Genomic DNA, 23,787 nt, shown 5'->3' on the forward strand with positions numbered 1-23,787 from the left:
CGTTCTAGTAAAAAAACTCAAAGCGCAAAGAAGCGTTTGAGTTTTTCTTTTTATTTGTCTGTATACGCGTCGTGTAGTACAGAAAGTTCCTTCTCGAGTGAATCGAGAATTTCTTTGCCTTTTTCACGTTCAATCAATCCAAGCTTCACAGCAAAGTCAATTTCACGTGATAGACCGAACATTTGTGTATCTAATACTTCCTCATATAAAGGGCATTGTGGCATTGTTAAATGATCCATTTGTACTCGAATAAGGCGAGCAATCTTATCTGCATCAGCAACTAATAGCTCCAAAGCCTTCTCTTGAAAAGAAGTTTGTGATTTCGTATCCATGAGGACGCCCCCATTATCTGATATTTCTTCGATTCTATCTTAATAAAGTTTATCTTTTAGTCGATAAAAATGCAAGTGTCTTCATTGGAAAATAGAGAATTCGAATTATATTTCTTTATTATCTCTAGGCATTAGCGTTATACTATGTCATGGATATACAAGATTTGAGGAGGATTTCTATTATGGAAACAATAATTCCTATCACAGGTGCAGTCACATACCAACTAACATTAGATCCTACTGTGTGGATTTTCGATGATCGTAAATTAGATTTAAACACTTACTTCACTACTCAAAATGTTGAGGAAGATGCTGACGTCAAATATATGCGTGAAGTAGGAGCACACTGGTCACGTGAAATTATGGAAGGAGCAACATTCCCACCTACATTAAAATCAGAAAGGAAATTTGACCGTAAAGGAATGGAGACAGGTACATTTGGTATCGAATTAAGTCACTTCTTGAAGAATGCTGAAATTAAACCAGAAGCGACAAAAATCGTCTTAACTTGCAAAGATGGCGAAGAATATCCTTTTACAATTGAAGAAGCTTATACACTTATTTTAAAATATAGCCAAGACGGTAAGCCTCTTTTAGAAGACGGTCCCATCCATGTATTACTAAGAGACGGTTCAAATATTGACAATCCTATTAAAAACGTATCAGCCATTCGCGCTGAATAGGAGGGAATGCAATGCGCGTTAAATGCGTTATTTGCGATACGATTCATAATTTAGATGATAATTTACCTTTAGCAAAAAAATTGCGTAATCGACCAATTCATACTTATATGTGCGATATTTGTCATGATCGCATTTCGGAAAATACTGTAGCACGAATGGAAACAGGCAATTTCCGTTTTTATCGTACTTCACCCCAGATGGATAAAGAATTTTAACTAAAGAACAGATTAAAAAGAGGTGCCTCTATTTTGAGACACCTCTTTTTTATACTATCCATTATTTTTAATAATCGTTTTTTCAACTAATTCTACAACTTGATACATAATGGTAGCAAAAAAGGCAATGATCAGAAGTGACATAAGGACAAGGTTAAAATTAAATACTTGGAAGCCATAGATAATTAAATAACCAAGTCCTTTTGAAGCTACTAAAAATTCCCCTACAATAACCCCTACCCATGATAAGCCAACATTCACTTTCAAGGTCGAAATGATTGTAGGAAATGAGGCTGGCAAAATGACCTCACGAAAGATTTGCCATCTTGTCGCTCCAAAGGTTTGTAAAACCTTACTATAATTCGGATCGACACCTTTAAATGCCGTATATACAACAATCGTTGTTATAATGATGGATATTAATGCACCCATAGCTATGATAGAAAAATAACCTGGGCCGAGTGCAACAATCAAAATCGGACCAAGTGCAACTTTTGGCATCGCGTTTAAAATTACTAGATAGGGATCGAGTACTTTTGATAGTAACGGGGACCACCACAAGACAACAGCTATCAATGTTCCTAATAAAGTCCCCGCTAAAAAGCCAATTACGGTCTCCATTAATGTAACACTCACATGCAATGTTAAAGAACCGTCAATGACTTTCTCAATAAATGTATGCCATACATGAGTTGGCGAGCTAAAAATTAACCGATCAATCCATTCTAATCTTGAAAGCAGCTCCCATCCACCAAAGAATAGCAGTAAAATAATAAGCTGATATATTCGAACATAGCGTTTTTCTTTTTTTAACAATTGCTGATATTGCTTAAATAATGTATTATCCAAGGCTCTCCAGCTCCTTCCAAATAGTTTGGAAAATATCTGCATAGGCTGGATGCTGTCTTACATCAAAAGGTGATAGTTCATTAAGGGCTTCAGGTATTTCAAACACTTTGTGAACTGCCCCTGGGTTTGCAGAAAATAGAACTACGCGCTCACTCATTGCGATTGCTTCACCAATATCATGTGTCACAAGAATAGCAGTCTTTTTATAAGTTTTTAATGTTTCCACCACTAAATCCTCAAGCTTTAATTTCGACTGATAATCTAACGCTGAAAATGGTTCATCTAATAATAAAATTTTAGGATTTACAGCTAAGGTACGAGCAAGGGCCACACGTTGCCGCATACCTCCTGATAATTCTCGAGGGTAATTGTTCCCCACATGCGGTAATCCTACTTCCTGTAATAACGCATTGGCCGTTACTTTATGTGTTTTATGACTTTTTTCCATTATTTTCAATCCTATTGTGACGTTTTCTTCAATGGTCTTCCAAGGAAATAAATAGTCCTGCTGAAGCATATAGCCAATGCTTGATTGATTACTTGCTGATAGCTTTTCACCATCTATATAAACATTGCCTTCAGTGGCAGGGAATAATCCTGCAATAATTGATAATAATGTGGTTTTACCGCAGCCACTCGGCCCAATAAACGAAACAAACTCTCCTTCATGAATGGCTAAACTGATATCACGTAATACTTCCTTTGCCTGTGTACTTGAAAAATAACTATGGTGAATATTCTCCAGCTGTAAAAATTCCATATTACTCAGCAGCCTTTTTGGCAAAAGTAGTGTTCACAAGTTTTTCATACTCCACTCGTTGAGGAAGTTCACCTGCTTCCTCCATAATTGTTTGCAAGTTATCCCACTCTCCTTCATCAAGGATTGGGTCAGTAGCATAAGAGCCTTGTGCTTTATATCGCTCAATTACCGTTTCAATTATCTCTATATCCACATTTTCAAAATACGGTTGAATAATTTTTGCTACTTCAGCAGCACTCTCATTTTGCACAAAATCCTGTGCTCGTTTCAATGCATTTGTAAAGGCTTGAACAGTTGAAGCTTCATCCTTTAAATAACTACTTTTGGCCATAAAGGACGTGTAAGGAAGATTACCAGACTCCGTTCCAAACGAAGCTACAATATAACCCTTTCCTTCTTTCTCAAAGACACTCGCAGTAGGTTCAAATAATTGAACATAGTCACCAGTACCTGATGCAAAAGCAGTAGCAATGTTGGCAAAATCAATATTTTGAATGAGCGTTAAATCATTTACAGGGTCGATGCCATGTTTTTTCAGCACGAATTCACCTGCCATTTGTGGCATTCCACCTTTACGTTGCCCCAAAAACGTTGAGCCCTTCAATTGATCCCACGAAAAATTATCTATCTTATCTCTTGCCACTAAAAAGGTACCATCCGTTTGTGTTAACTGTGCAAAATTTTGAATGGGATCATTTGCACCTTGTAAAGTGACATAAATAGACGTCTCAGACCCAACTAAAGCTATATCAATTCCATCTGACAGTAACGCCGTCATCGTTTTATCGCCACCTGCAATCGTTTGTAGCTCAACAGAAAGACCCTCCTCCTCGAAGAAACCTTTCTCAAGTGCTACATATTGAGGCGCATAGAAAATCGAACGAGTTACTTCTCCTACTTTGACTTTTTCTAGCTCTGCTTTATTACATGCCGTCAAAGAAAGGAGTAACAAAGCAATGACACCTAATAATAAACCTTTTGTAAGCCAACGCATTCCCTTTCCTCCTTGATGTGTTGAAAATAAGCCTATCGACATTAACTTATTCACATAAGAAGATTTCGGTGCCTATCATTTTTTAATTTGTGTAGAGTGTGGGTGTTTTCCTCAGCTTGACTACAGGGGGAAACATACAAAAAAACAGCCTTAGCATTAAAACCGCTAAGACTGTTTATAACAGATAAAAAGTTCTTATTATAAAGTACGTAATTGTTATTGATTGGTAGCTTGTTGCTCTTCTCTTTTTTCACGCCATAGTCTTGTTTTATAGACAATTAGAATTAAGGCCGCTACAATAAGACCTTCAATCATTGGTAAGAATAGGGCGAAGAATGTAAGCATGATACAACCTAAAAATAGGAACGCATAAATAATAATATTTTGAGATAACTTTAATTTCTTGGCAAAGCCTAGTTTATAGACAATGGCAGAAAGTACAAATACAAGAAGAAATACAACATAACCTGCTATTTCATAGCTTGGTAAATTTTCATATAAAAATCTAGTGATACCAGCCATTCTCCCATAAACTCGTGTTGTTTCATCTGTACCTGTCTGTGCAGCAACTTGAATAACATTTAGTTCACCCAATAAAGCGGACTTCAGATCCAAGACTCCTCTTCCTTTCGTGGAAGCAAAAAATTATTGTTCAGCGTTTTTTAGTTTTTTCGCTATTCTTTCACGTTCATTTTTATCTAGAATTTGTTTACGAAGGCGAATAGATTCTGGAGTGATTTCTAAATACTCATCATCATTTAAGAACTCTAATGCTTCTTCTAGTGTTAATAGACGCGGCTTTTTAATAACGTTTGTTGCATCTTTTGTCGCAGAACGAACATTCGTTTTTTGCTTCATTTTTGTTATGTTTACAGTGATATCATTATCACGTGTATTTTCACCAACAATCATACCTTCATAAATTTCAGTACCTGGCTCAACAAATAGTGTACCACGGTCCTCTACTTGCATCATACCATAAGTTGTCGATTTACCAGTTTCCATTGATACAAGAACACCTTGGTGACGGCCACCAATACGGCCTGGAATATATGGTTGGTAACAATCGAATGTATGGTTAATGATACCAAAACCTTTCGTCATAGACATGAATTCTGTTGTATATCCAATTAAACCACGGGCAGGAACAAGGAATGTTAAACGTACTTGGCCATTGCCATTGTTCACCATATCCAACATTTCACCTTTACGCGTACCAATCGATTCAATAACCGAACCTACATTTTCCTCTGGAACATCGATTTGTACACGTTCAAATGGTTCACATTTTACACCATCAATTTCACGAATGATAACTTGAGGTTTTGATACTTGTAGTTCAAAGCCTTCACGGCGCATATTTTCAATAAGAATTGATAAATGTAGCTCACCACGTCCAGAAACCGTCCATGCATCTGGTGAATCTGTATCTTCTACACGTAGAGATACGTCCGTTTGAAGTTGTGAACGTAAACGCTCTTCTACTTTACGAGCAGTTACCCATTTCCCTTCACGACCTGCAAACGGTGAATTATTCACTAAGAAAGTCATTTGTAATGTTGGCTCGTCTATACGTAATGGTGTTAAAGCTTCTTGATGTTCCACCGGACATACTGTTTCCCCAACGTTGATGTCTTCCATACCTGAAACAGCAATTAAGTCACCAGCTTTTGCTGATTGGATTTCTTCACGTTTTAAACCAAAGAAACCAAATAGTTTTGTTACACGGAATTGTTTCACAGTCCCATCTAACTTCATTAAAGCAACTTGTTGCCCTACTTCAATTGTTCCGCGGAATACGCGTCCAATCCCAATACGACCAACATAATCATTGTAGTCAAGTAATGCCACTTGGAATTGTAATGGATCTGCTGAGTTGTCTACTGGTGCAGGAATTGCTTCAATTACCTTTTCAAATAGACATTGCATATTTTCTTCTTGTTTTGCTGGATCAGCATCAAGAGAAGCTGTACCGTTTACACCTGATGCATACACAACAGGGAAATCTAATTGATCATCATCAGCGCCTAGCTCGATGAATAATTCTAATACTTCATCTACTACTTCTAAAGGACGAGCTGAATCTTTATCAACTTTGTTTACAACTACAATCGGTGTTAACTTTTGTTCCAACGCTTTTTTCAGTACAAAGCGTGTTTGCGGCATACAACCCTCATACGCATCGACAACTAGTAAAACGCCATCTACCATTTTTAAAATACGTTCTACCTCACCACCGAAGTCGGCGTGTCCAGGCGTATCAAGGATGTTAATACGAGTTCCGTTATAGTTTACTGCAGTATTTTTTGCTAAAATTGTAATACCACGTTCGCGTTCAATATCATTAGAGTCCATTGCACGTTCTTCAACATGTTCGTTTGAACGGAATGTACCTGATTGTTTTAATAATTGGTCGACTAAAGTAGTTTTACCATGGTCAACGTGGGCGATAATTGCGATATTGCGAAGATCTTGACGTAAGTTTGTCATTATTCCACTCCATATTCTTTTTTCGAATGTTTAACTGTGATATTATAGCACAAGAAGGATAGAAATGTCCTTATTAGAATTTCCATCATTCTAAAAAATATATTTGATCGACAAATTTTTTATATAGGAGGCTAGGCTATGAATCGTGCAAAAATCGTAATGGCCATCTATGCATTGGCAGCTGTATTAGCAATGTGTTCTATCGGCTACTCTGTTGCAGCTAGTAATGTATTTGGTGTAATAGCTGGTATTGTGGCTACTTGTGTCATTTTCATGACAGCCTTTAAAATGAAGCGTAAACTACGTGCGCAAGGATTACTTTAAAGAACATAAAAAGGAGCTGTCTAATAAATAGACGGCTCCTTTTTATTCATATGGCACTATATATTTTTCTAATAATTCTTTATGAATAGCGGGATTAGCAATAATAAATGTATCCTGATGAAGGAAATCAAAGCCTTCACCATGTAGATTTGTAGCAACTGCTCCAACTTCCTGAGCAATGATGGTCCCTCCTGCAATATCCCATGGTGCTAAACGCATAGAGACATAGGCATCTAATTTGCCACTTACAACAAATGCAATTTCCATTGCTGCGGAGCCATAGGACCGTGTACCGCGAACTTTACGAACCATATCTATCACCTTTTCATGGTGAATATGTCGATTAGGTGCGACCCAATGTGCATTTATGCCAATGACAGACTCCTCCATTGTAACAGACTGTAGTTTACGCAATGGTGAATCATTATACCATGCCCCTTGCCCCTCTATGGCACTAAATAAATCCTCCCGCATGACATCAAATATGTAACCTAACTTTCCTACGCCATTGACAAAAATACCGATTGAAATCATAAAATGGCGATGCTGTTTAACAAAATTCATCGTTCCATCAATTGGATCAATAATCCAAACTACACCATCCAGTGATTTAACCTGTTCGCCCATTCCTTCTTCCCCTAGAATTTTGTGGGTTGGATCAAAAGCTTTAATTTGCTCAATAAAGAATAACTCCGTCTCTCGATCAATATTGGTAACGAGGTCATTTGCACCTGATTTTGTCTCAATTACTAGATTATACGAAAAAGCCTCTCGAATACGTCGCCCAGCTTCAAAAATAATATCTTTTGCAAATTTATCAATTTGTTGTAAATCCACTCATAACCCACCCTTCGAATATAAGAAAAGGCCTTTTATATTAATCGCTCTCGTATGTTTATGATGCCTTTTCCCACTACTTCACAACTTTTGCTATATAAAACCTAGTACTACCTTATGATATAATTTCTATTTTACCCTTTGTCACAATAAAAATCACCTGCTGTCGGAATATTCAGCAAGTGATTTTTTAAATGGGTATTAGATTTTGATTACGCATAGGCGTGCAAACTTTCAAGTTCCATCTGAATTTCTGCCAGACGTTTTTTACTTTTTTCAATTTCCATGTCATTTTTTTCATTCATTGCTGCAAAAAGTGAAGCTAATTCATAATCTAATTCTAATTGTAAAATGTGCTCATATTGCTTTTCAATGTCAACTTTACGTATAATTTTTACGAATGGTTTCATAAAAAACACTTCCTTTTTTTAATTTTTTCACAAAAACTTTACTCATTTGATAAAGTTCTTGTTATAAGATTTTTTCCCAAATTCAGCGTAAAATAAACCTTATAAAACGAAAGGAGTAAAATAAAATTGCCAAAAATAAAGTGGACAAACAAAGACTTTAAGGTTTTTACAATAGACGGTTTAGAACAAAGAATGGATGCTTTAAATTTACATGTACGTCCAAAATTCAATCAGCTAGGTGAAGATTTTTCTGCATTTTTCTCTAGCCAATTAGGTGAAGAATTCTTCCCGCATGTGGCTAAACATGCTCGAAGAACTGTTAACCCTCCAAAAGATAGTTGGGTTGCCTTCGCCCCTTATAAAAGAGGTTATAAATCATTGCCTCACTTTCAGATTGGTCTATGGCGCACACATTTATTCATCGTCTTAGCTATTATTTATGAAGCCCCTCAAAAAAATGTTATGGCTGAGCGTTTACTAGCTCATAAATCTTTAATTGAGCAGCTTCCAGATGATTTTATCGTGTCAGGAGATCATATGTCCCCTGAGGCCGTTTCTCTCGAAGTGGCAAAAGAAGACAAGCTTGAAGAAATGCTTATTCGCCTACGAGATGTCAAAAAGGGTGAGTTTTTAATTGGCCGTCATATTCCAAAAGAACAAGCAACCAAACTAACAGCAAGCGAATTACATCAATTAACAGAAGACACATTTAACAGCTTACTTCCTCTTTACAACATTATTGTTGGAAAATAAGCTAACCTTATAAAGTTTTTTTATTGATGTAGTTTATGCAATATGTCGTTTTTTAACACAAAAAAATAAAGAGTGGATGTGAGTTGATCTCACATCCACTTTTTTAATGGCCATTTCTTGGGGTAACTTTTATAATCATCCCATCTTCGGCTTCCTTTGTTTGTTTTACAACTGGATAGCTAATGTAGCCACTCGCCTCTTCAAATTCGCGAAAAATTGATTTTTCCTCTGCTTGGGAAGGAACAATCTCTTTAAAGCGTCGATATTTAGCTAGCATAACTTCACGCTTGATGCCTTTTTCATAAGCTTTCTCAATTCCCTCAAAGAATTGAACAACATCCACAATCTCCTCTGTGGACCAATCAGTTGAAAACGGATAAGAGTATTCCATTCGACAAAACCACCTTTACGTTATTGCCCCCATTTTAACCGTATACTTTCAGCTTCTGCAACCATTCGCTTAATAAGGTCATCAACGGTTGGGATATCGTGAATCATTCCGGTCACTTGTCCAGCCCAGCCAAAACCCTGTTCCTTATCACCATCATAAATAAAGCGTTTATTTGCTGAACCACTTATATATTCTTTCAACGCCTCATATGTTGGTGTTTTTTCCTCAATTTCCAAAATCTTTGTAGTAAAGTCATTGCGTAATGCACGAGCCGGCGCACCAATTGAGCGCTTAATAATGGTTGTATCTGCCTCAGTACTTGCAACTAGTGCCTCTTTATAAGCCTCAGAAGCATCAACACACTCTCGTGTTGCTATAAAACGAGTGCCCATTTCAATGCCTTCAGCTCCCAATGCTTGAGCAGCCATCCAGCCGCGTCCATCACCAATTCCACCTGAAGCAATGACAGGAATACTAACACTATCAACCACCTGGGGAACAAGAACCATTGTACCGACATCATCACGCCCAAGATGACCGCCACCCTCTTGACCCACAACCATTACAGCATCTGCTCCAAGCTGTTCAGCCTTTTGAGCTTGTCTACGAGCAGCTACAAGGACTAATTTTTTTATAGCTGTGCCTGCCAGTAAATTAAATATAGGCGCTGGATTTCCCCCTGTCATTGTAACAACTGGAACTTCTTCTTCGATTGCAACGCGCACCATATCCTCATAGCCTGTACCATGCATGCCAATCGCAAAATTTACGCCAAATGGTTTATCTGTTAATGTTCGTACCTTATGGATCTCTGCTCGTAATAATTCAGGATCTCGTAAACTCATAGCCGTTATTTGCCCTAAACCACCAGCATTCGACACAGCTGCGGCTAAATCAGCATATGCTAAATAGGCTAATCCCCCTTGAATAATTGGATATTTAACCTGTAAAAGATCCGTCACACGTGTATTCCAATTCATAGTACCTCCCCTTTCGTTCAATACTATTTTCTCGGTATCCTGAAAAAAATCCTTTTATTTTTTAGGAAAAGCCTATTTTTTCGTGTCGTTAGGTGCTATAATTCATTTGTTTTCTTAGATATTATAAAGTGAGGTGGTACCTGCGTTGTCACAATTAGAGACTCCATTGTTCGACGTATTATTAAAACATCGGAACAGACATCCCATTCAGTTCCATATTCCAGGCCATAAGAAAGGGCAAGGAATGGATCCTGCTTTCCGAGAATTCGTCGGCGACAACGTTTTATCAATTGATTTAATTAATATTGCTCCACTAGACGATTTACATTCACCAAAGGGTGCTATAAAAGAAGCGCAAAACTTAGCAGCTGAAGCCTTTGGTGCTGATCATACATTCTTTTCCGTTCAAGGTACTAGTGGCGCCATCATGACGATGATTCTGACCGTCGTCGGTCCAGGTGATAAAATTCTAGTGCCACGGAATGTTCATAAATCTATTATGTCGGCGATTGTATTCGCTGGTGCCATTCCAATTTTTATTCATCCTGAAGTTGACAGCGAATATGGGATTTCTCATGGCATATCTCCTGAAGCTGTTGAAAAAGCATTAAATGCTTACCCAGATACAAAGGCAGTACTTGTTATTAATCCAACATATTTTGGCTTTACAGCTGATTTAAAGCGTATTGTGGAGATTGCTCATGACCGTAATATTCCGGTAGTAGTAGATGAAGCGCATGGTGTACACATAAAATTCCATGATGACCTTCCATATTCAGCTATGGAAGCAGGTGCTGACATGGCAGCAACAAGCGTTCATAAGCTTGGTGGCTCCATGACACAAACGTCTATTTTAAATGTACGTGAGGGTCTTGTTTCTGCAAAACGTGTACAAGCTGTATTTTCTATGTTAACAACTACATCGACATCCTATCCATTACTTGCTTCACTTGACACAGCTCGACGTCAGTTAGCCATTCATGGATACGATTTAATTGACGATGCATTACGTTTAGCAAAGGATGCTCGTAAACGCATCAATCAAATACCACATTTAAAGTGCGCAGGTAAGGAAAAGTTACATTCTTCTGCAACTTATGATATGGATCCATTAAAACTTCTGATTAGTGTGAAAGATTTAGGTATTTCTGGTCATCGAGCTGAGGAATGGTTGCGTTATAATGCCAATATTGAAGTCGAATTGTCTGACCTTTATAATATCTTATGTTTAGTGACTTTAGGAGATACAAAAAAGGAAATTAATCTTTTAATAAATGCGTTAACTCGTATGTCAAAAGCATTTGATTCTGAAGCGGCTATAACAGAGGCTTTGGTAAACGTGCCAGAAATTCCAGCTCTTGCTATGTCTCCACGTGATGCTTTTTATGCAGATACAGAAGTCGTTCCACTTGCAGAAGCAGATAACTGTATTTGTGCAGAATTTATTATGGTGTATCCTCCCGGAATTCCTATTTTTATTCCCGGGGAAATAATTACTCAAGAAAATATTCATTATATTCAAATGAATATTGAAGCAGGTTTACCCGTTCAAGGACCAGAGGATACAACATTAAAAACAATTCGTGTTATCAAAGAACGTAAGCCAATTTTCTAAAAAATATAAGCTAGCTCTTCAATAAGAAGGGCTAGCTTTTATATTTATAAATACAGATGTGAGTATATTCTTCTTCTTGAACACAACCAGAAAACATTCTCTTCATTACAAAATAGTTATAATAGAATATTATCTGAAGTTTTTTTCATTTCATTTTCACAATGAATAATTGCTTCTAGAAATAACCATTTATTTAAAACAAAAGGGTTGTTTCCTATCTTTTTTGAGACAGCTCCTTTTTCTATAAAGCACCATTCTATTATAAAAATAAATACACAAATAAAGGGCAGAAGAAGGCTCCGATAATAGCCGTTAAACCCATTGATAAGGAACCAACTGATAATTCCTGTTCCCCATATTCTCTTAATTTCACAAGACCTACCCCATGTGAGGCACTTCCTACTGCCACTCCCCTACTCACGGCAGAGTCAATTTTGCCATACTTAATGACTAATGGTCCGATAATGGCCCCTACAAACCCTGCAATCATGACGAAAACAGCCGTTAAAGGAGGAATGCCCCCAATCGTTTCGCTCACCTGCATTCCAACAGGCGTTGTTAACGATTTAGGTAAGGCTGTCAGCATCCAGCTAGGTTCTACACCGATCCATTTTAGTAACACAAAAATTGTCACTAAGCCTGTTATCATGCCGATTAGAAGTCCTGATAAAATAGAATACTTATATTTCATAATAATAGCTCGTTGATTATAGAGAGGATATGCAAGTGCCACAACAGCAGGCCCAAGCATTTTCTGAAGCCATTCCCCACCTTGCATATAAGTTGAATAAGGAATATCAAATACAAGTAAAATCATTGCACTGACAATCGTAGTCGTGACCAAGGGAATCATGATAGGATGAGGAAATCGTTGATAGAGCTTTGTAAATAAAATAAACATGATGATGGTGCTAAGGACAACCGTTACTTCAATCAACAGTTAATTCCCCCTTTCCTTCTTCCACATTAGGCTTTGAGCTTTCTTTTTTGGCCAGTTCTCTTTTTTCAATGAGTTGTGTCAGCAATCCTGTTACATAAATAGAGATTAATGTACTAGCAATAACTGCTAAAATGATGAGCAGACCAGTGAATGTCATGAGCTCTGGATAATCAATAACACCTACAGTTGCTGGAATGAAAAACAACGTTAAGATGCCAATTAAAAAACCTGCTCCATCTTGTATATATTCGACCTTAATAATTTTAAAATTGAGTGAAAGTGCTAATAAAAGTAAGCCAATAACGCTTCCTGGAAGAGGTATGTGCAGATAAGAAACAAAACCAACCCCCATGTAATAGAAAATAGTAAGTATACCGATTTGCACAATAATCCGAACAGCTCGTAACAACAACGTAGCAAAATTTTCGTTCAACATTTCGCCACTTTTCACCCCCTATATCGTTCATTCTACATCTGTAGGAATTTTCTGTCTATTGTAATTTTAGAAAAATAATAATCAAATACCGAAATATCCAAGCAATTCTATGAAACAGTATTAAAAGTCCTATTCTATAAGAACTTCACTTTTTATCATTATGACTTATCAACTTTTTTATATTGTGCCTATCCACTTCAAATCACTTTTTTAATGATCATCTAGCAAATTTCGAAATTTTTTTATATAATCGAAAATTACAAAAGATTACTAGTATTATCAATGACTAAAATTTCTAGAATAAACACAAAGGTGGGATTCACTATTATCTTTAAAACATTAACACTCCAAGCCCGCTTTGCCTATTACAGCAGTTTTTTAATTTTTATTATTGTTATTTTAGCAGGCATCCTCTTTTATATGACCATATCTGATGCATTGCAAACACAAATTGGAAACCGGGCACTATATTTGGCGGAAACAACGGCTAGCAGGGGTGATGTAATTGAAGCGTTTCATACAAATAACCCTTCCGAAAGTCTGCAAAAAATTAGCAAAGAGATTATGCTTGCTGCAAAAACTACTTATGTTGTAATAGGAGATAAAAATGGTATACGCTACACCCATCCTATCGCTGACCGTATTGGTAAATCGATGGTCGGAGATGATAATGACCGAGCATTAATCAACGGTGAGTCTTATATTTCCATTGCAAATGGTTCAATGGGACAATCCATTCGTGGGAAAGCACCTATCTTAGACTCAAATGGATCGATTATTGGTGTTGTTTCAATTGGTTACTTAACAAGTGAATTAGATCGCTTATATTTTTTATACCTTGATAATATTTTTTATACGATGGTTATTGCACTAGGCATTGGTATTATCGGCTCTATTTTTTTATCCCGAAACATTAAAAAGCAAATTTTTAATCTGGAGCCAAGTGAAATTGCCAGTCTATTAACAGAAAAAAATACTTTAATTGAATCAGTCCGTGAAGCTATTATTACGGTAAATCAGAAAGGTGAAATTACGACCCTAAACAATGCTGCCGCGAAAATCTTACATTTAACGGATTCAGCTTCTATCATGGGCGATAATATAGAAGAGCATATACCAAACACACATCTGCTAAACGTATTAATGAAGGGTGAAAAACAACTTGATAAATTGATGATTGTTAATGGTCATGAAATTATTGTTAACCGTGTACCTATGAAGGTGAATGATAAAGTTGTCGGCGCAGTTGCAAGTTTCCGATTACAATCAGAAATAGAACAAATGGCTATCGAATTATCACAAGTAAAGCAATATACGGAAGCTTTACGTGCTCAAACACATGAGTTTAATAATGTCCTTTACACAATATCAGGCCTTATTCAATTAAATGCATCTGATGAAGCACTATCTATTATTCATAAAGAGGTACAAGGACATTCTTCTCTAACCCAATTTATAACAAAGCGTGTAAAGGACCCATTTTTAAATGGTTTAATTATCGGATTTTTTAATCGTGCACGTGAATTAAAAATCAAGTTGATTTTTGATGAGGATAGTTATTTAGAAACATTCCCTGAAAGCATCGAAAAAAGCCTAATTATTTCTATTATTGGAAATTTATTAACCAATGCTTTTGAAGAGGTTGAAAAAAACAAAGAGCGACAACCAATTATTAGGCTTTTTATATTTGATAATGGAGAGGAAATCATCTTTGAGGTCGAGGACTCGGGACAAGGTTTTGCACAAGAAAAACTAGACGTGCTATTTTCAGAAAATATTTCTACGAAAGATAGTAAGCATCGAGGCTATGGATTAAGGAAAGTCATTTCCAGTATCCATGATTTAAACGGTACTCTTGCTCTTGAAGAAGGAGATTTAGGAGGTGCCCTATTTATCGTATCTATTAGCAAAAGGGGGACTATGATCCATGAACAATATTGAAGTGCTAGTAATTGAAGATGATGTACGTGTAGCAGATGTACATTGTCGTTTTTTAGAAAAAATTGAAGGCTTTACAGTAATTGCACGGGCAAGTACGGGAGAAGAAGCTTTAGATTGGCTTCAATCATTTTCACCACACCTTATATTACTCGATGTCTTTTTGCCAGATATACTGGGAGTAGATTTAATTGATAAAATCCAAGAAGTGAGCCCAACAAGTAGTATTATTTTGATTACCGCAGCTACAGAGGCACATATAGTACAGAAAGCTTATCAGAAAAATGTTACTGATTACATTTTAAAGCCATTTACATTCGAACAGCTAAAAGAGAGTATAGAAAAATTCCGTTACAAGTATCTATTGCTGAAAAATAATGAGAAATTTACACATGAAAAAATTCAATACCTTTGGCCAAAAGCAGGTTCATCCCCCCTTCAAGAAACACCGTTATTATTACCAAAAGGGATAGATCCAACAACAATGAATCATGTTATCAACCATTTAAGTATAATGGAGAATGGTAGTACAGCTGAGCTGTTGGGAAAGAATATAGGTGTCAGCCGTTCCACCGCTCGTCGTTATTTAGAATTTTTAGTTACACAAAAGCAGGTCTATACCGAACTGACTTATGGTACAGTTGGGCGTCCTGAACGACGATACTTTATTTCCACATAAACTTTATGAACAAAATGATGTTAATCCACATTATTATCACAATATTTCCAAAATTGAGAAGTAAGTTATAGTATGGGTAGCGCTAAATTGATAGCGCTACCATTTTATTTTTAAGGGGGATTTTTATGTGGAGGAACATTTCTAAAATAATGGTAGCTGGCTTACTATTTACTAGTTTGGTTGGCTGTTCAGCATCAAATGGAGAAAAAACAGAGGGAAAGAATGCCAGTGATTATCCAAAAAGTAATATTACCATTGTTGCTCCATCAGGTGCTGGTGGTGGCTGGGATTTAACAGCTCGTGCAGTAGCAAAAACAATGAGTGATACTGGGTTGATTGATAAGGCGATTCAAGTTGAGAATAAGCCAGGTGGTGGTGGTGCTGCCTTCATGGCAACATTTGCTACAAAGGAAGCCAATAATGATTATATATTAATGGTTAAATCACCACCGATCCTTATAAATCATGAAAAGGCTGAAGGAAATAGTAAATTTGGCTATAAGGATACTACACCTTTAGCACAATTAACACGTGACTATGGCGCAATCGTTGTTAAAAAGGATTCTCCTTTCCAAACGCTTGCAGATGTTTTAAATGCCATGAAAACTTCACCAAAAGATGTCACATTAGCAGGTGGGTCTGCACCAGGTTCGATGGATCATCTAGTAGGAATTATCCCGGCTTATAAAGCGGGGATTGACTTAAAAACAATTAAATATGTTTCTTATGACGGTGGCGGTGAGGCAGTTACAGCATTATTAGGTGGCAATGCGGATGTAATTGCAACAGATGCCTCCACAATTGCTACTTATGTTAAATCCGGAGATGTTCGTGTATTAGCTGTCAGTTCCTCTGAACGCTTAGAAGGTGAGCTAGCAGAGGTTCCTACTTTTAAAGAAGCCGGTATTGATGAGGAGTTTACAATTTGGCGTGGTATCTTTGGTCCAAAAAATATGAGTGAAGATGCGATTGCCTATTGGTCTGAAAAATTACAGGCAATGTCTGAATCAAAAGAATGGCAAGCTGAGGTGACACGTAATGGCTGGCAAGCAGAATACCGTAATGCGGAAGAATTTACAGCTTATCTAGACAGTCAAAATAAAATAATCATTGAACTACTAACAGCTCTTGGTATGCAAAAATAACGAATCGTTTTTTTAAAAAAGGCACAAGTATTTCCATTAAATATAGAACTACTTGTGTAACTTTATCTATTTTCAATGGAGGTGTAAAACGGTTGAGCTATACATTTGATAAAACATTTAGCATTACCCTCTTAGCACTTAGTATTTTGTTTATTTTTCAAGCAACACAGATTTCTGATAGTGCTTATGGGTCTACAGTTGGTCCCAAAATTTTCCCATTAGGTTTAGGTATTATTTTAGGTTTATTAAGTCTTCAATTATTTTATGAATCATGGAAAAAAGCTGTGAGAGAGCGAGTCACAGGAGGACCAACTACTTCTTCTAAAATATCTTCAACAGAGCTCAAAAAGTTCTTAATTATTTTAGGTAGCGCTCTTGCGTATGTATTTTTCCTTGAAAAAATTGGCTATATGATAACAACATTTTTATTTTTGTGTATTAGTTTCCAAACAATGGAACGTACTAAACTTATTTATTCAATTATTATTGCAGCTGGATTTTCACTGGGCGTCTATTATTTATTTACAAGTTTACTAGGAGGGTCATTGCCTAGTTTCCCAATTTTTTAGTACAGGAGTGAACATATGTCGACATTGCAATTTTTAGCTGATGGATTTGCAGTTGCCCTTCAATGGCAAAACCTTTTATTCGCTCTTGTTGGTGTCATAATTGGTACAGCAGTTGGTGTACTTCCAGGTATAGGTCCCATGAGTGGAGTTGCATTATTAATCCCCGTTACAGCAACCATTACAGCTGGACTACCTACTGAGGCTGCCGCTACCAGCTCAATTATTTTACTTGCAGGGGTATACTATGGGGCCATGTATGGTGGATCAACAACTTCCATTCTATTAAACACGCCTGGTGAATCCTCATCAGTTGTGACAACATTGGATGGCTATCAAATGGCTAAACAAGGTCGTGCTGGAAGTGCTCTTTCTATCGCGGCCATTGGCTCATTTTGTGCAGGCGTTGTAGCACTACTAGGTCTGATATTATTAGCTAATCCATTGTCAAAATTAGCACTTAAATTTGGACCCGCAGAATACTTTTCTTTGATGTTATTAGGACTTGCAGCAGTAAGTGGCCTAGCAGGACGTTCTATTACCAAAGCTTTAATTATGACTGTTTTAGGGCTTATGCTCGGAACAGTTGATATTGATGCCGTATCAGGTATAGAACGTTTTACATTTGGTCAGCCAATGCTGTTCTCTGGCATTGAATTTTTAACCATCGCTGTTGGTTTATTTGCATTAGGCGAAGTATTTAAAACCATTCTTGAAAAAGAAGAAGAGGATGGTCAATTAGCCAAAATTAATCGTGTATTACCAACAAAGCAAGATTTAAAGGATAGTGCTGTTCCTATTGCTCGCGGCTCCTTATTAGGCTTTTTCATCGGCGTATTACCCGGCGCAGGCGCAACACTTGCCTCATTCTTTTCTTATATTACCGAGAAAAAATTCAGTAAAACACCCGAGCAATTTGGAAAAGGTCATATTGCGGGTGTAGCTGGACCTGAATCAGCGAACAATGCTGCATCAGGCGGTGCAATGATCCCATTACTAACTTTAGGAATTCCCGGCTCAGGTACTACTGCTATTTTAATGGGTGCACTTATTATGTATAATATTCAGCCAGGTCCATTATTATTTGATGAACATCCACAAGTTGCTTGGGGATTAATTGCCAGTATGTTTATTGGAAATTTAATGTTATTAGCATTAAATATGCCTTTGGTCCGCATTTTTGCCAAAATCATCGAAACACCTAAAAAATATTTATTGCCTATTATTATTGCAATTTCAATTTTTGGAGTTTATGCCGTACAATTCGCCACGTTTGATTTATTTTTATTAGTAGCTTGTGGTGTACTTGGTTATCTATTTGCTAAAAATGATTACCCAGTAGCTCCATTAGTACTTGCATTAGTACTAGGGCCGATGATTGAAAATAATATGCGCCGTGCATTAACCATTTCGAATGGAGACTTTTCTATTTTTATAACAAAGCCTTTATCATTACTATTTTTAGTGGTTGCCATTTCTTGGTTACTTATACCACTGATTATGAAAATACGTGGTAAAAATGTTCTTATTAATGAAGAAGGATAAATATTCTTAAAAATCCACTATACTTCTATTAGTATAGTGGATTTTTACTATTCTATAATGCGTGACCAGAGCCACCATCAATATTAACAGCTGTACCTGTAACATAGCTCGCCGCATCAGATACTAAAAAAGTGATAACGTTTGCTGCTTCTTGCGTATCACCTACACGACCCAGCGGAATTACTTGCCCCACTTTACGAGAATATTCTTCCCATGATAAATTTGGTTCTTCCTTTTTCCATTTCTTTTCGATTTGATCACTACGAATAAGTCCTATACATACAGAATTTACTCGAATATTATCCTTCCCTAAATCCTTGCTCATCGCTTTTGTCAAGGCAAGCCCCGCAGCACGGCTTACAGTAGTTGGAAGTGAACTTGCAGGTGGAGTTTTAGCCATCACGGCAGTCACATTAACGATTGCACCGCCCCCAGCCTTTCGCATATATGGAGCAGCATATTTTGAACAATGAATAGCTCCAAATACCTTTAAATCTAAATCTGCCTGCCACAGCTCACTACTCACCGTTTCAAAGGAATTCGCTGAAGCTGTACCAGCATTATTAATAAGAATATCCACACGTCCAAAATGCTCTACAGTACGCTCAATGAGATACTTACAATCTTTTTCTTTTGTAATGTCAGTTGGAACAATTAATACATCTACGCCTGTTTCATTTTTTATGCATCCTGCAGCCACTTGCAGTTGTTTTTCACCACGAGCGCAAAGTACAACCTGTGCACCCTCTTTAACAAGCTGCATGGCTGTATAATAGCCAATTCCTTTACTCGATCCTGTTATAATTGCTACTTTCCCCGTTAAATTAAGCTCCATTATTAAATCCTCCTTACTTTCTACAATGCTATCATTATAGCATTTATCGATTATTCAGAATAATCAAAGGAGCTTGTAAAAGGTAGAAATACGATTTAAAAGCTATAATAATTGAATATTTTCCATGAGGAGCTACTTATTACTTATCATTATCATTCAAGCCTGTTACAGGAAAAAGCTAATAGAAAAATTAATTGTTCATATAAAACATTGGCTAAAAAAAGAGTGTAGATAAGCGAATGTCTCGCTTTATCTACACTCCTTTATTCAAATTATTTTTTCGCTACAATGTGGATTGGGTTGCCAAGTAATACTTCAGCAGTTTCCATTGTAATTTCACCTAATGTTGGGTGAGCGTGAATTGTTAATGCGATATCCTCAGCAGTCATGCCGCCTTCAATTGCTAAGCCCATTTCAGCGATCATATCAGATGCACCAGCACCTACGATTTGAGCACCAATTAATAAGCCGTCTTCTTTACGAGCAACAAGTTTCACGAAACCTTCTGATTGGTTTAATGCAAGAGCACGACCATTTGCTGCGAATGGGAATTTCGCTGCAGTGTATTCAATGCCTTCAGCTTTTGCTTGTTCTTCGTTGTAACCAACTGTCGCCATTTCTGGATCTGTGAAACATACAGCCGGCACAGCAAGATAATCAACTACTGATTTTTCACCCGCAATTGCTTCAGCAGCAACTTTACCTTCGTAAGATGCTTTATGTGCAAGTTGTGGACCTGCTACGATATCACCGATTGCATAGATGTTTGGAATATTTGTACGACATTGTTTGTCAACATTGATTAGACCACGTTCACCGAATTCAACTCCGATTTCAGCAAGGCCCATTTCATCTGTATTTGGACGACGTCCTACAGTAACTAATACGTAATCAGCTTCAACTTTTTTCTCTTCTCCGCCTACTTCATAAGTTACTACTACGCCGTTTTCAGTTTCTTCTACGCCTTTTGCAGATGCGTTAACTTCAATTTCAACGCCTTTCTTTTTAAGGCCTTTTTTCACGATTTGCGTCATTTGTTTTTCGAAGCCAGCTAAAATATCTTTTCCGCCTTCAATAATTGTTACTTGAGAGCCAAGGTTCGCATAAGCTGATCCAAGCTCAGTACCAATATAACCGCCACCGATAACAACTAATTTACCAGGTACTTCTTGTAGAGAAAGTGCACCAGTAGAATTTAATACACGATCAGTGAATTTGAATGTTGGAATTTCAACTGGACGAGAACCTGTTGCAATAATGACATTGTTAAATGTGTAAGTTTGAGCAGATTCACCATTGATGATACGCACTGAATGAGCGTCAACGAAATAAGCTTCACCTTGTACTATTTCAACTTTGTTACCTTTAAGTAAGCCTTCAACACCGCCAGTTAATTTCTTAACAACGCTGTCTTTAAATGCTTGTGCTTTTGAGAAGTCTAATTTCACATCAGAAGCGATGATTCCCATGTCATCTGAATGTTTAGCTTGCTCAAAACGGTGACCTACTGAAATTAATGCTTTTGATGGGATACAACCTACGTTTAAGCACACTCCACCAAGTACATTTTTTTCAACGATTGTTACTTTTTGGCCAGTTTGAGCTGCACGAATTGCTGCTACATATCCTCCAGGACCTGAACCAATGACAAGAGTATCTGTTTCGATTGGGAAATCTCCTACTACCATTTTTGTTACGCCTCCATTAATAATAATTCTGGCTCACTTAACAAACGCTTTAAATGATTTAAAGCATTTTGCGCAGTGGCTCCATCGATCATACGATGATCAAAGCTCAATGATAATGCTAACACAGGTGCGGCTACAATTTCACCATTTTTTATTACAGGTTTTTCTGAAATTCGACCAATACCTAGAATTGCTACTTCAGGATGGTTAATAACTGGTGTAAACCATTGTCCTCCTGCAGAGCCAATATTCGTAATGGACATGGAAGCACCTTTCATTTCATGTGGTGCTAGCTTACCTTCACGGGCTTTTGTCGCTAATTCATTAATTTCATTAGACACTGCAAATACAGATTTACGATCTGCATGCTTAATAACTGGTACTAGTAAGCCTCTTTCAGTATCTGCTGCAATACCAATGTTATAGTAATGCTTTTGGATAATTTCTTGTGTTGCATCATCTAAAGAGCGATTAAATTCTGGGAACTCGCGTAAAGTTGAAATAAGTGCTTTCACTACATATGGTAAGTATGTTAATTTAACACCTTTTTCGGCAGCGATATCTTTGAATTTTTTACGATGTGCTACAAGAGCTGTTACATCGACTTCATCCATTAGTGTAACATGAGGAGCCGTTTGTTTCGAGTGTACCATTGCTTTTGCAATCGCTTTTCGAATACCTGACATTTTTTCACGAGTCTCTGGGAAATCCCCCTCAAGAACTACTGGTGCTGCTGGTGTAGACGTTTCTTGTTGAACTGTATCTTCTGATGTTTCGATATTTGTAGTTTCAGCCTCTACAGTGCCTCCACCTTTTAAGAAGTTTTCAATATCTTCTTTAAGGATTCGACCGTTTTTGCCTGTACCCTTCACTTCACGAATATTTACATCGTTATCACGGGCAAATTTACGTACAGAAGGCATCGCGATCACACGTTTTGTTTCATCAACTACTGTCTCCACTTTTTCTGGAGCTTTTTCGGGAGCTTTTTCTGGTGCCTTTTCCTCTTTAGCAGGAGCTTTTTCTACGTTCTGACCAGATTCAGCAGTTGCTTGAACTTGTGCCTCTGTTTTTGCTTCGGCATGATCGTCACCTTTTAGCTTTAAGTCTTCATAGCCAGGTGCGTCTAATCGGATTAAAACATCGCCAACTACGGCAACTGTTCCTTCTCCTACTAAAACTTCCTCTACTGTTCCTTCAACTGGTGAAGGGATTTCTACTACTGCTTTATCATTTTGTACTTCACAAAGAATATCGTCTTCTTTTACTGTATCTCCAGCTTTAACGAACCATTTCACAATCTCGCCTTCGTGAATACCCTCGCCAATATCCGGTAATCTGAATTCAAATGCCATTTGTACCCATCCTTTCTATTTACTGTTGTTCAAGTTTAGAAGCTTTATTAGAATGTTAAAACTTTTTTCGCTGTTTCCATTACATCTTTGTAGTTTGGTAACCAAACACCTTCAGCTTGTGGGAATGGGTACACAGTATCTGGTGCAGCCACACGAAGAACAGGAGCCTCTAAGCTTAGAATTGCACGCTCTGTAATTTCTGCTACTACGTTCGCAGCGATACCTGCTTGTTTTTGAGCTTCTTGGACAACGATTGCACGACCTGTTTTTTCAACAGATGCGATAATTGTTTCCACATCGATTGGTTGAATTGTACGTAAGTCAATTACTTCTACAGAATGTCCTTCTTTTTCAAGTTCTTCTGCAGCCTTTAAGCTTTCATGAACCATTAAACCGTAAGCAACAATTGTTAAATCAGTACCTTCACGTTTTACATCCGCTTTTCCTAGTGGAATTTCGTATGCTTCCTCAGGCACTTCTTCACGGAATGAACGGTATAGTTTTAAATGCTCTAAGAAAATAACTGGGTTGTCATTACGAATAGAAGAAATAAGTAAACCTTTTGCATCATATGGTGTTGATGGAACAACAACTGTTAATCCTGGTTGTGCTGTCATTAAGCTTTCTAAGCTATCTGAGTGCATTTCAGGTGTGTGCACACCACCACCAAATGGTGAACGGATTGTTACTGGAGCATTGTAGACGCCACCACTACGGTAGCTCATACGTGCTAGCTGGCCACTAATTGAATCCATTACTTCATAAACGAAACCAAAGAATTGAATTTCAGGAACTGGACGGAATCCTTGAAGAGAAAGGCCAACTGCTAAGCCACCAATACCTGATTCTGCTAATGGTGTATCAAATACGCGGTCAACCCCAAATTCTTTTTGTAGGCCTTCTGTCGCGCGGAATACCCCACCGTTGACACCTACATCTTCCCCGAATACAAGAACGTTTTCATCATTCTTTAATTCTGTGCGAAGTGCATCTGTAATTGCTTGAATCATCGTCATTTGTGCCATAG

At 37.3% G+C, this 23,787-nt stretch carries 26 protein-coding genes; 10 read left to right on the forward strand and 16 right to left on the reverse strand.

What is annotated here, in order from left to right; all coding sequences use genetic code 11:
• Positions 1–50 precede the first annotated feature (50 nt).
• Positions 51–332: a YlaN family protein gene (locus tag ACMGGO_RS18345; RefSeq protein ID WP_004224778.1), complete on the reverse strand. Its 282-nt coding sequence runs from the start codon at positions 330–332 to the stop codon at positions 51–53.
• 182 nt (positions 333–514) lie between these two features.
• Between ACMGGO_RS18345 and ACMGGO_RS18350 the strand changes: the two genes are divergently transcribed.
• Together ACMGGO_RS18350 and ACMGGO_RS18355 are read left to right on the forward strand one after the other, a co-directional pair.
• Positions 515–1,015: a hypothetical protein gene (locus ACMGGO_RS18350; protein WP_048394710.1), complete on the forward strand. Its 501-nt coding sequence runs from the start codon at positions 515–517 to the stop codon at positions 1,013–1,015.
• Positions 1,016–1,026: 11 nt separating this feature from the next.
• Positions 1,027–1,230 carry a YlaI family protein gene (locus tag ACMGGO_RS18355; protein WP_048394712.1) on the forward strand — a complete coding sequence of 68 codons (204 nt, stop codon included), beginning with the start codon at positions 1,027–1,029 and terminating at the stop codon, positions 1,228–1,230.
• A 54-nt stretch (positions 1,231–1,284) separates the two neighbouring features.
• On the opposite strand, the gene ACMGGO_RS18360 is transcribed toward ACMGGO_RS18355, so the two are convergent.
• The 5 genes from ACMGGO_RS18360 to typA all read right to left on the reverse strand — a co-directional run bounded on the left by ACMGGO_RS18360 (position 1,285) and on the right by typA (position 6,323).
• Entirely contained in the window at positions 1,285–2,079 is a 795-nt protein-coding gene (locus ACMGGO_RS18360; protein WP_081010995.1) for an ABC transporter permease, read from the reverse strand.
• Entirely contained in the window at positions 2,072–2,839 is a 768-nt protein-coding gene (locus tag ACMGGO_RS18365; RefSeq protein WP_279494079.1) for an ABC transporter ATP-binding protein, read from the reverse strand. Before ACMGGO_RS18365 ends, ACMGGO_RS18360 begins: the two co-directional genes overlap by 8 nt.
• 1 nt (position 2,840) lies before the next feature.
• Complete coding sequence (locus ACMGGO_RS18370; protein ID WP_004224773.1) at positions 2,841–3,833, reverse strand: ABC transporter substrate-binding protein; 993 nt, start codon at positions 3,831–3,833, stop codon at positions 2,841–2,843.
• Positions 3,834–4,049: 216 nt separating this feature from the next.
• Entirely contained in the window at positions 4,050–4,448 is a 399-nt protein-coding gene (locus tag ACMGGO_RS18375; protein WP_004224772.1) for a YlaH-like family protein, read from the reverse strand.
• A 30-nt stretch (positions 4,449–4,478) separates the two neighbouring features.
• Positions 4,479–6,323, reverse strand: coding sequence for a translational GTPase TypA (typA, locus tag ACMGGO_RS18380; protein WP_054549845.1), 1,845 nt, complete (start codon positions 6,321–6,323; stop codon positions 4,479–4,481).
• Positions 6,324–6,461: 138 nt separating this feature from the next.
• On the opposite strand from typA, the gene ACMGGO_RS18385 reads away from it, so the two are divergent.
• Positions 6,462–6,647, forward strand: coding sequence for a DUF5325 family protein (locus ACMGGO_RS18385; RefSeq protein WP_004224770.1), 186 nt, complete (start codon positions 6,462–6,464; stop codon positions 6,645–6,647).
• A gap of 42 nt (positions 6,648–6,689) precedes the next feature.
• On the opposite strand, the gene ACMGGO_RS18390 is transcribed toward ACMGGO_RS18385, so the two are convergent.
• Together ACMGGO_RS18390 and ACMGGO_RS18395 are read right to left on the reverse strand one after the other, a co-directional pair.
• On the reverse strand, positions 6,690–7,484 hold the full coding sequence (locus tag ACMGGO_RS18390) for an inositol monophosphatase family protein (protein WP_004224769.1): 795 nt from the start codon (positions 7,482–7,484) through the stop codon (positions 6,690–6,692).
• A 212-nt stretch (positions 7,485–7,696) separates the two neighbouring features.
• Positions 7,697–7,894, reverse strand: a complete 198-nt coding sequence (locus ACMGGO_RS18395) for a hypothetical protein (protein ID WP_004224768.1) — start codon at positions 7,892–7,894, stop codon at positions 7,697–7,699.
• Positions 7,895–8,020: 126 nt separating this feature from the next.
• Here ACMGGO_RS18395 and ACMGGO_RS18400 point away from each other — a divergent pair, with 126 nt between their 5' ends.
• Entirely contained in the window at positions 8,021–8,647 is a 627-nt protein-coding gene (locus ACMGGO_RS18400; protein WP_279494076.1) for a YktB family protein, read from the forward strand.
• Between the two features lie 103 nt (positions 8,648–8,750).
• Here the strand turns inward: ACMGGO_RS18400 and ACMGGO_RS18405 are convergent, their stop codons facing one another.
• Positions 8,751–9,038: a UPF0223 family protein gene (locus tag ACMGGO_RS18405; RefSeq protein WP_054549842.1), complete on the reverse strand. Its 288-nt coding sequence runs from the start codon at positions 9,036–9,038 to the stop codon at positions 8,751–8,753.
• A gap of 20 nt (positions 9,039–9,058) precedes the next feature.
• A complete protein-coding gene (locus tag ACMGGO_RS18410; RefSeq protein WP_048394725.1) occupies positions 9,059–10,018 on the reverse strand; it encodes an NAD(P)H-dependent flavin oxidoreductase in 960 nt (319 codons plus the stop codon).
• 145 nt (positions 10,019–10,163) lie between these two features.
• On the opposite strand from ACMGGO_RS18410, the gene ACMGGO_RS18415 reads away from it, so the two are divergent.
• Complete coding sequence (locus tag ACMGGO_RS18415) at positions 10,164–11,633, forward strand: aminotransferase class I/II-fold pyridoxal phosphate-dependent enzyme (protein WP_004224764.1); 1,470 nt, start codon at positions 10,164–10,166, stop codon at positions 11,631–11,633.
• 259 nt (positions 11,634–11,892) lie between these two features.
• On the opposite strand, the gene ACMGGO_RS18420 is transcribed toward ACMGGO_RS18415, so the two are convergent.
• Together ACMGGO_RS18420 and ACMGGO_RS18425 are read right to left on the reverse strand one after the other, a co-directional pair.
• A complete protein-coding gene (locus ACMGGO_RS18420) occupies positions 11,893–12,570 on the reverse strand; it encodes an LrgB family protein (RefSeq protein WP_115673804.1) in 678 nt (225 codons plus the stop codon).
• Complete coding sequence (locus ACMGGO_RS18425) at positions 12,563–13,009, reverse strand: CidA/LrgA family protein (RefSeq protein WP_279494075.1); 447 nt, start codon at positions 13,007–13,009, stop codon at positions 12,563–12,565. Before ACMGGO_RS18425 ends, ACMGGO_RS18420 begins: the two co-directional genes overlap by 8 nt.
• A gap of 282 nt (positions 13,010–13,291) precedes the next feature.
• Between ACMGGO_RS18425 and ACMGGO_RS18430 the strand changes: the two genes are divergently transcribed.
• The 5 genes from ACMGGO_RS18430 (at position 13,292) to ACMGGO_RS18450 (ending at position 18,882) form a co-directional block, all read left to right on the forward strand.
• Positions 13,292–14,950 (forward strand): sensor histidine kinase, encoded by a 1,659-nt coding sequence (locus ACMGGO_RS18430; protein ID WP_279494074.1) that lies wholly within the window; start codon positions 13,292–13,294, stop codon positions 14,948–14,950.
• Positions 14,937–15,626, forward strand: a complete 690-nt coding sequence (locus ACMGGO_RS18435; RefSeq protein ID WP_048391939.1) for a response regulator — start codon at positions 14,937–14,939, stop codon at positions 15,624–15,626. The genes ACMGGO_RS18430 and ACMGGO_RS18435 overlap by 14 nt, the downstream gene beginning before the upstream one ends.
• 125 nt (positions 15,627–15,751) lie before the next feature.
• On the forward strand, positions 15,752–16,771 hold the full coding sequence (locus ACMGGO_RS18440; RefSeq protein WP_279494073.1) for a Bug family tripartite tricarboxylate transporter substrate binding protein: 1,020 nt from the start codon (positions 15,752–15,754) through the stop codon (positions 16,769–16,771).
• Positions 16,772–16,863: 92 nt separating this feature from the next.
• Positions 16,864–17,340 carry a tripartite tricarboxylate transporter TctB family protein gene (locus ACMGGO_RS18445; protein WP_054549838.1) on the forward strand — a complete coding sequence of 159 codons (477 nt, stop codon included), beginning with the start codon at positions 16,864–16,866 and terminating at the stop codon, positions 17,338–17,340.
• A 15-nt stretch (positions 17,341–17,355) separates the two neighbouring features.
• Positions 17,356–18,882 carry a tripartite tricarboxylate transporter permease gene (locus ACMGGO_RS18450; protein WP_420282119.1) on the forward strand — a complete coding sequence of 509 codons (1,527 nt, stop codon included), beginning with the start codon at positions 17,356–17,358 and terminating at the stop codon, positions 18,880–18,882.
• Between the two features lie 52 nt (positions 18,883–18,934).
• Here the strand turns inward: ACMGGO_RS18450 and ACMGGO_RS18455 are convergent, their stop codons facing one another.
• The 4 genes from ACMGGO_RS18455 to ACMGGO_RS18470 form a co-directional block, all read right to left on the reverse strand.
• Positions 18,935–19,717, reverse strand: a complete 783-nt coding sequence (locus tag ACMGGO_RS18455) for an SDR family NAD(P)-dependent oxidoreductase (RefSeq protein ID WP_279494071.1) — start codon at positions 19,715–19,717, stop codon at positions 18,935–18,937.
• 272 nt (positions 19,718–19,989) lie between these two features.
• Entirely contained in the window at positions 19,990–21,405 is a 1,416-nt protein-coding gene (gene lpdA / locus ACMGGO_RS18460) for a dihydrolipoyl dehydrogenase (RefSeq protein WP_004224738.1), read from the reverse strand.
• A 5-nt stretch (positions 21,406–21,410) separates the two neighbouring features.
• A complete protein-coding gene (locus ACMGGO_RS18465; RefSeq protein WP_066037206.1) occupies positions 21,411–22,760 on the reverse strand; it encodes a dihydrolipoamide acetyltransferase family protein in 1,350 nt (449 codons plus the stop codon).
• A gap of 47 nt (positions 22,761–22,807) precedes the next feature.
• A complete protein-coding gene (locus ACMGGO_RS18470; protein WP_004224734.1) occupies positions 22,808–23,785 on the reverse strand; it encodes an alpha-ketoacid dehydrogenase subunit beta in 978 nt (325 codons plus the stop codon).
• Positions 23,786–23,787 lie beyond the last annotated feature (2 nt).

Source organism: Lysinibacillus sp. BNK-21 (genome assembly GCF_048684915.1).
Taxonomy (GTDB): Bacteria; Bacillota; Bacilli; order Bacillales_A; family Planococcaceae; genus Lysinibacillus; species Lysinibacillus capsici.

Bases quoted from the DNA above. Each gene is read 5' to 3' on its own strand.
- ACMGGO_RS18345 (WP_004224778.1), bottom strand. From the start codon at position 332: ATGGATACGAAATCACAAACTTCTTTTCAAGAGAAGGCTTTGGAGCTA.
- ACMGGO_RS18350 (WP_048394710.1), top strand. From the start codon at position 515: ATGGAAACAATAATTCCTATCACAGGTGCAGTCACATACCAACTAACA.
- ACMGGO_RS18355 (WP_048394712.1), top strand. From the start codon at position 1,027: ATGCGCGTTAAATGCGTTATTTGCGATACGATTCATAATTTAGATGAT.
- ACMGGO_RS18365 (WP_279494079.1), bottom strand. From the start codon at position 2,839: ATGGAATTTTTACAGCTGGAGAATATTCACCATAGTTATTTTTCAAGT.
- ACMGGO_RS18370 (WP_004224773.1), bottom strand. From the start codon at position 3,833: ATGCGTTGGCTTACAAAAGGTTTATTATTAGGTGTCATTGCTTTGTTA.
- typA (WP_054549845.1), bottom strand. From the start codon at position 6,323: ATGACAAACTTACGTCAAGATCTTCGCAATATCGCAATTATCGCCCAC.
- ACMGGO_RS18385 (WP_004224770.1), top strand. From the start codon at position 6,462: ATGAATCGTGCAAAAATCGTAATGGCCATCTATGCATTGGCAGCTGTA.
- ACMGGO_RS18395 (WP_004224768.1), bottom strand. From the start codon at position 7,894: ATGAAACCATTCGTAAAAATTATACGTAAAGTTGACATTGAAAAGCAA.
- ACMGGO_RS18405 (WP_054549842.1), bottom strand. From the start codon at position 9,038: ATGGAATACTCTTATCCGTTTTCAACTGATTGGTCCACAGAGGAGATT.
- ACMGGO_RS18410 (WP_048394725.1), bottom strand. From the start codon at position 10,018: ATGAATTGGAATACACGTGTGACGGATCTTTTACAGGTTAAATATCCA.
- ACMGGO_RS18425 (WP_279494075.1), bottom strand. From the start codon at position 13,009: ATGTTGAACGAAAATTTTGCTACGTTGTTGTTACGAGCTGTTCGGATT.
- ACMGGO_RS18430 (WP_279494074.1), top strand. From the start codon at position 13,292: ATGACTAAAATTTCTAGAATAAACACAAAGGTGGGATTCACTATTATC.
- ACMGGO_RS18435 (WP_048391939.1), top strand. From the start codon at position 14,937: ATGAACAATATTGAAGTGCTAGTAATTGAAGATGATGTACGTGTAGCA.
- ACMGGO_RS18440 (WP_279494073.1), top strand. From the start codon at position 15,752: ATGTGGAGGAACATTTCTAAAATAATGGTAGCTGGCTTACTATTTACT.
- ACMGGO_RS18450 (WP_420282119.1), top strand. From the start codon at position 17,356: ATGTCGACATTGCAATTTTTAGCTGATGGATTTGCAGTTGCCCTTCAA.
- ACMGGO_RS18455 (WP_279494071.1), bottom strand. From the start codon at position 19,717: ATGGAGCTTAATTTAACGGGGAAAGTAGCAATTATAACAGGATCGAGT.
- lpdA (WP_004224738.1), bottom strand. From the start codon at position 21,405: ATGGTAGTAGGAGATTTCCCAATCGAAACAGATACTCTTGTCATTGGT.
- ACMGGO_RS18465 (WP_066037206.1), bottom strand. From the start codon at position 22,760: ATGGCATTTGAATTCAGATTACCGGATATTGGCGAGGGTATTCACGAA.
- ACMGGO_RS18470 (WP_004224734.1), bottom strand. From the start codon at position 23,785: ATGGCACAAATGACGATGATTCAAGCAATTACAGATGCACTTCGCACA.